4 protein-coding genes and 1 pseudogene are annotated in these 6599 nt (G+C 64.5%); 1 reads left to right on the forward strand and 4 read right to left on the reverse strand.

All coding sequences use genetic code 11. The features are described from left to right. Positions 1-57 precede the first annotated feature (57 nt). Positions 58-762 (forward strand): annotated as a pseudogene (locus LJE69_RS20035) (efflux RND transporter permease subunit); the annotation flags it as partial. 747 nt (positions 763-1509) lie between these two features. Here LJE69_RS20035 and LJE69_RS20040 read toward each other — a convergent pair. From LJE69_RS20040 to LJE69_RS20055, 4 genes are all read right to left on the reverse strand, one after another. Further along, positions 1510-2526 carry a reverse transcriptase domain-containing protein gene (locus tag LJE69_RS20040; RefSeq protein ID WP_296927836.1) on the reverse strand — a complete coding sequence of 339 codons (1017 nt, stop codon included), beginning with the start codon at positions 2524-2526 and terminating at the stop codon, positions 1510-1512. A gap of 9 nt (positions 2527-2535) precedes the next feature. Further along, on the reverse strand, positions 2536-2841 hold the full coding sequence (locus LJE69_RS20045; RefSeq protein ID WP_296927837.1) for a hypothetical protein: 306 nt from the start codon (positions 2839-2841) through the stop codon (positions 2536-2538). A gap of 581 nt (positions 2842-3422) precedes the next feature. Then, the gene (locus tag LJE69_RS20050) at positions 3423-3650 is read right to left on the reverse strand and encodes a hypothetical protein (protein ID WP_296927838.1); all 228 of its coding nucleotides are present in this window, start codon (positions 3648-3650) and stop codon (positions 3423-3425) included. A 101-nt stretch (positions 3651-3751) separates the two neighbouring features. Beyond that, on the reverse strand, positions 3752-6599 hold a 2848-nt coding region (locus LJE69_RS20055; RefSeq protein ID WP_296927839.1), incomplete at its 5' end, for a mechanosensitive ion channel domain-containing protein.

Genomic DNA, 6599 nt, shown 5'->3' on the forward strand with positions numbered 1-6599 from the left:
GAGCAGCGCATCGCGCAGCTCGAGGGCACCTTCATCCCCGACGACGTCGAGGTCAGCATCGCCGCGCTGCTGCCCATGGTCTTCGTAACGGGGCTGATGGGGCCGTACATGAGCCCCATCCCCATCAACGCCTCCATGGGCATGCTCATCTCCCTGGTGGTGGCCTTCGTCTTCACCCCCTGGATGAGCAACTTCATGCTCGGCAAGCGGCACGATGCGGTGGCCACGGCAGGCGCCACGGCGGGCACGGCGGGCGAGGGCGCCCACGACCCGCACCATGGCGACCATCATGAAGGCGGCGGCTAGCGCCTGCACGGCTTCTTCCACCGCGTCATTGGACCGTTCCTGGCCGGCGGCAAAGGCATCCGTAACCGCTGGCTGCTGCTGGCGGGCATCCTGGTGCTCATCGCGGGCTCCGTGCTGCTGGTGGTCAACCGCGTCGCCAAGCAAGTGCGCGGCGTGTTCGAAAAGACGCCCGACATCGTCGGCATCGACGACTCCGTCGAATTCCTCTCGGCCCAGGTGCTCGTGGTCGTGGACCGCGCCAAGGCCGCGCGGCTCGGCGTCGAGCGGGCCGCCGTCGCCCAGGCGCTGGCGACCGTGCTCGCCGGCGAGGACATGAGCTACCTGCACGGGGCCAACGTCAAACACGCCGTGCCCATCCACGTCGAATACGACGCCGCCGACAAGGCCGACCTGGAACAAGTGCTGGCGCTGCGGGTGCGCGCCATGGGCGGGCAACTCGTGCCCCTGTCCGAGATCACGGAGAATGCTATTCGGCGCGCAGAGCGCTATGCTCGATCCCGATCCTGCCAACCCGATCCGAGCCGGAGCCTGTAGGCGCCGACCACCTTCCCGCAGCGCCGACCAGTGAGCACTGCCAAGGCGCACGTCGAAGGCTCGTTGAGGACACCCCCGCCGACGCCACACTGGAATGCTTGACGCTCCGGCCGCGAGCATCGGCGCTGCTGCACGACACCCACCGGCAGGGCAACAGCCCGTGAGAACGATGACGATGCAGACCGAAACCTTCAAACAAGCCGCCCACGCGCTCATCGATACGTTGCCCGATGCGACCCGCTTCTCCGCTCCGCCCACCCCGCCAGCATGGACGCGAACGGAGACCAACGTAGCCGCCATCGTCTTGTTGAGGCCCGGAACCACCCTGGCTTAGGGCTGACGACGGCAGCGCTCAACCACCTGACCCTGCCACCTGCGCGGCCCGCTGGGAGCGCCGGCTTTCAGCCGGCTCGCGGCGTGCCCGGCTCGATGCCGGGCGCGCGGTGTCAGGGCGTCGAAACGCATGTAAGCTTTTGTTGAGGCGATCTTTTGTTGAGGCGATAGGTGTTTTTGGGGACACCACAGGGTCGGAGAGTAAGCCGGGGCCTTGCCGCCGTTTAGGCAGAAGTTGGTGTTCTCTGTTTGCCGCCTGGTTTCCCGGCGGTGCCACACTATCTCTGCCATGCGACGGTTCGGCACCCGACTCCTCGCAGAACCGGACTTGGAGTGTTACGCTATCCGGCTGCCAGTCTGAGTCTTCCACCAAGGGACGGGGTAGAGGTCGTGGAGGATGCGAGTCTTGGGCAGCCACCGGCCGATGTACGCGTCGAATTGCGTCCAGTTCAGCGAAGGTTTCTGGCTACGTCGGTTCAGCCATTTGAAAAGCAGACGCGTGGCGAAGTAAACGTAGCTCGATAACCAGCCACTGTTGCCGCTGACGCCGTAATACTGGATGTGGCCGCGCAGGTGGCGAACGAGAAATGCCACCATCGCGTTGCCGCCCTCCGTGCGCAGTGCGCACAGGCGTGTGTTCAGGGCCGTGAGCTTCTTGCGGAAGCGCTTGCCGTCGGTCTTGCGCCCAACGACAAAACGCCCCCGCCGGCTGCGACCCACGTAGTGGGTGAAGCCCAGGAAGCTGAAGGTCCGTGGTCCTTCGTACTCCGCCCGGCGTCCCAGCATGGCGCTGCCGAATGCCAGCAGCGCGGTCTTCCTCGGCTCGACTTCCAGGGCAAATTGCGCCAGTCGCGCGGCCATGGCCTCCAGGAATGCGCGCGCATCGGCCTCGTGCTCAAAGCAGGCCACATAGTCGTCGGCGTAGCGAATCAGGTAGGCTTTGCCCGCACAGCGCCGTGCAAAACGCTCTTCGAACCAGAGGTCGAGGACGTAGTGCAGGTAGATGTTGCTGAGCACGGGCGAGACCAGCCCGCCTTGCGGCGTTCCTTCAACGCCGGCCGTGAACACACCGTCTTCCATGATGCCGGCCTTCAGGAACCGCTGGATGATCCGCAACAGGTTGGGATCGGCGATGCGGTGCTCCAGGAAGCGCAGTAGGTGGGCATGGGAGACATGGTCGAGGAAGCCTTTGATGTCGGCTTCCACCACCCATTGCGTCCGTTCGTTGGTGATGACCTCGGCCACCCCACGCAGCGCATCATGCGCGCTGCGGCCGGGGCGAAAGCCAAAGGAGCAGTCCCGGAACTCCGGCTCCCAGATGGCCTGCAGTATCTGGCTTAGACGGTCCTGCACTAGGCGGTCCTAGGAGCTCGGGACGCCCAGTGGCCGCATGCGGCCATCGCCTTTCGGGATGTAGGTCCGCCGCGCCGGCTGCGGCACATCGCCCAATCGGCGTATCCGCGCCGATAACTCTTCCAGGCGCGCCTGCACGCCCGCGGCATAGTCCTCTTTCCTTACCCCATCGACTCCGGGCGCCTTGCGTCCGTCTTGGCGCCCGAAGCTCGCGCGCAGCCCATCCAGGTCCCACAGGATTCCCATCAGGGCATTGAACCGCCTCTGCGGCTCCTCGCGCGCCTTCAGTGTGAAACGCTCAACTTTGGTTGTCACGGTCAGAGTCCTCTCGGCGTAGGGCCGTGTATCACTCTTGCGTTGTCTCAGTCCGCCACCCCTTGACTCCACCGGCATTGCCCGGCTTCAACGCTACTATGGGTGGCTCCGACTTCCCAGCACCGACGCCCGCGTCCTCGCTTTTACACTTGTTCGCGGGTGCCCGCTTCCCACGGACCGATGCCAGGATCTCCCTGGTGACCACGTGCTCTCAATGTCAGGCTCGACGCGGCCTCGGACCCCGGGGAGTACCCGTGCCACTTGCCAGAGCGTGGCACGGATTGTTGCCTGCCGGAGGGACAAACCCGTCGGCACTCTCCAACGCTAAACTTTTCGGGGCTCAACACCTTCAGGGTCGGCTTCACCCGTTACCTTTGCACCTCGCCTGCTCTCGTGCCTACGCATCGACGCGGCTGTTACCAGCCACGCCGCAAGGTTCGATACTGGGCTCGCGGCTCACGATTACCCAGGCGGGACTCTCACCCGCTAGAACACGCGGACTTGCCAGGCCGCACTGTCCCTCAATTTCGCTCCGGCAAAACAACGGCTTCTGGCCATGGTACCGGCGCCTGGAGCGTCTGTCATGCGCGCGCCATCAGCCCCGGCATGTCCGACTCGCGGTCGCCGACGTAGGTGTTGACCGTCACTTCCACGTACCCGTCATCGAGCAGCCTGACCATGACATCGCGGCCGGTCGCGGCGGCGTGACGGCCGACATGGGTCATCGGCTTTTCGTTTGGCTTAGCTTTGGCCGTCCTCCCGGCGCTGCGGCGCAACGTCAGGCGCTCAACCGCGGCGAGTTCTACCATCAGCTCCGCGGCGATCCAGACTCCGCGGAGGTCCTAAAGCGCGTCTCCCCGATGCCTGCGTAGGTGGAAGCGATTGGTCAACTGGCGAATCGACTACGGTTCTATCCATTTGTAGCCATCGTGTTCTCGATCTGAACGCGCAGCGGTTTGATGGTGGCGAGATGCAGGTCGCGCTGCGGGAAGGCGATGCTGATGCCGGCGGCATTGAACTTGTCGTTGATGGCCTCGTTCAATGCGCTGATGGTGCTGACGCGCAGATCGATTGAGTCGACGAAGCAGCGCAGTAATAGGCCGAGCGCGTTGTCGCCGAAGGTCTCGAAGATCACGGTAGGGGAAGGCTCATCGAGCACGTTGCGGTTCTCGTTCGCCGCTTCTTCCAGCAGGTCCATGGCCTGGCGTACCGACGATCCATACGCGATGCCTACGGCGAGAACCAGCCGCGTGGTCTGGTCCGACAGCGACCAATTGAGCAGACGTCCGGTGATGAACTCCTTGTTCGGCACCAGTAGCTCCTTGCCGTCCCAGTTGCGGATGGTGGTGGCGCGGATCTTGATCTTGGTGACTACGCCGTCGGTGTCGCCAACGGTGACGGCGTCGCCGACGCGGATGGGGCGCTCGAACAGGATGATCAACCCGCTGATGAAGTTGGCGACGATCTCCTGCAGGCCGAAGCCGATGCCGACGCTGAGTGCCGCCACCAGCCATTGCACTTGCGACCATCGCGCCCCCAGCGTGCTGAGCACGAGCAACAGGCCCACCGCGACGACGATATAGGCCGTCAGGGTGGTCAGGGTGTAGCGGCCGGCAGCCGTCATTTCAAAGCGCTGCAGCAGCAGGATCTCCAACAGGGCAGGGAGGCGAACCGCCAGCACCCAGGCGCCGACGGCATAGAGTAGCGCTTGCCCCAGGCTGCCCAGCGTGATGGGCAGCGGCTGCTCCGCGCCATCGACGATCTCGGTCCCATGCCACAAGATCACGTCGTCGAAGATGTGCAGCGCCGGCAGGGCGCTAAACCAGATCAGGTAAAGGCCGACGAGGGCCGCGGTGACCATGAGTATCCGGATCAGCCCGCGCGTCTCATCGCTCAGCGCCGAAATGTCGACCTCCGGCTCCTCAAAGTGCAGTTCACCCAGTTCCCCGAGCGCTTCCTGTTCTTCTGCTTCCGCTTGCTCCGCACGTCGGCGTTCCATGGCGGTATCGTAGGCGAGACGCCGCCTGGTGACCTGCAGCCAACGCAATGCGAGTGCGTTGCCCAGCACCAGCGCAAGCAGGAACCAGAGCGTCAGCAGAAACAGATCCGAAAAGGCTGTCGCCGTGTAGACGTAACCGGTCCACGCGAGGGCGATCAATGCCAAGGGAGAGCCCACGGTCAGCGGGTACCAGATGGGGTAGGTGCGGAAGACCATTGGGTAGTCGCCACCTCTTCGCAGGTGAGCAAGCACGCCACGACGGGGATGGAACACCCGGTACAGGAACCAGGACAGCGGAACGTAGGCAAACAGCAGACCGAGCTTGGCCAAGGTTCCGCCGGTCTCGACCTGGTTGATACCAAGCGCGAGGTTGATGATCAAGACCGAGAGCACGAACGGCCAGACGAATAGACGGAGCTGGGTTCGCAGCAGCGCCAGGTTGCGCTCCGGCCAGCGGAAATGGACCGCCGCCAACCCGTGCGGCAGGCAGATGGCCACCAGGCTGCACAGAATGTACAGCTGCAAGGCGGCCCGTGTGAGTGCATTGCCCAAGGCGCGGGACAGCTCTGTTGCGCCGGCATCGACCTGGAGCTGCCAGCCCACGGCCGCCAACAGCAGGGGCAGCGGTGCCGCAAGCAGCAGCGTCAGGACCAGCACCCTCCCGGTATAGCTCATGCGATCGGTGGTGGGTTTGCCGATCCGGGGCGCAACCGATTCGATGGCTGCGATGATCGCGCGGCGTCGCAAGAGCAGGGCGCCGGCGGCAATCACGGCCAGCCAGAAGGCGGGACTGCGCGCGAGCTGCCGGCCAATGAGGCGCGGCAGGCGCGGCAGGTCCGCTGCCGCGAGCCGGGCGCCGAGCTCGCTCGGCATCGCGCGGATGTCCGCAAGTTGGATCGGTTTGGCGTTGCGCAACCAGGGGAGTTGCTCGTCCAAGTAGGCGTCATACTCGGCGGCGGTTGTGAGTAACGCCTGCTCGGCTCGATCGAGCTCCCGCAGCTTGCTGAGGTAGAGGGGGTTCACCTCCAAGGCCTTGTCGAGCAGTGTCTGGCGGTGCTGCACCAGTTCCAGCAACTTGGTCTTCTGCGCCTCGATCTCCGCATCGGCCTGTAGCTCCAGCACGAGCCCCTCGACCGTAGCGTCTGCATCCGCGATGCGCCGTGCCTCGGCGCGATGCTTCAACCGGCGCACGGTGAGGTCGGCGATCTCCGCCTTGCGCTGCTCGTCGTTTTGAACAAAAACCCGCAGATCGGGCAGCGCGTCGAACTGCTGCAACAGGATTCGACCAAGATCGTCGTTGACCTCGCCAGACTTCAGGGTTTCACGGGCATCCTGGTAATCGGCGTCGAGCTGCTCCACGATCCGCTCGAGGTTCTGCCGCACCAGATCCTGCGCCTGAAGCTGCTGGGTGATGTCGTTGATGTCACGCGACAGCGCGGCGTTTTCCGCGGACAACGCGACCAAAACCGGATGCATGCCCTCCAATTCACGCTGCGTCTGCTCGGCTGCCGTCGTTGCTTGCTCCGCCGCCTGACGGCGTTTGCGATCGATCAGTTCATCGAGTACCCGCATACGCTCGCCGATCGAGCCGACGTTGGCCTTTTCCTGGTCGAGTTTTGCCTCCAGCAACTGCGTCCGCAGCGGCAGTGTGGAAAGTTCCTGCTCGAGCATCGTAGTCTCGGTGCTCAGCGCCACGTAGCGCGTCTCCTGCACCCACTTTCGGGCCCGTGCAAATGTAGGGCTTGCATCATCCGCAAGC

Origin of the sequence: Thiohalocapsa sp. (assembly GCF_022340605.1) — a bacterium.
Taxonomy (GTDB): Bacteria; Pseudomonadota; Gammaproteobacteria; order Chromatiales; family Chromatiaceae; genus Thiohalocapsa.

What these genes read in the sequence shown, in the direction of transcription:
- LJE69_RS20050 (WP_296927838.1), bottom strand. Translation starts at nt 3,650, where the DNA reads ATGGTAGAACTCGCCGCGGTTGAGCGCCTGACGTTGCGCCGCAGCGCC.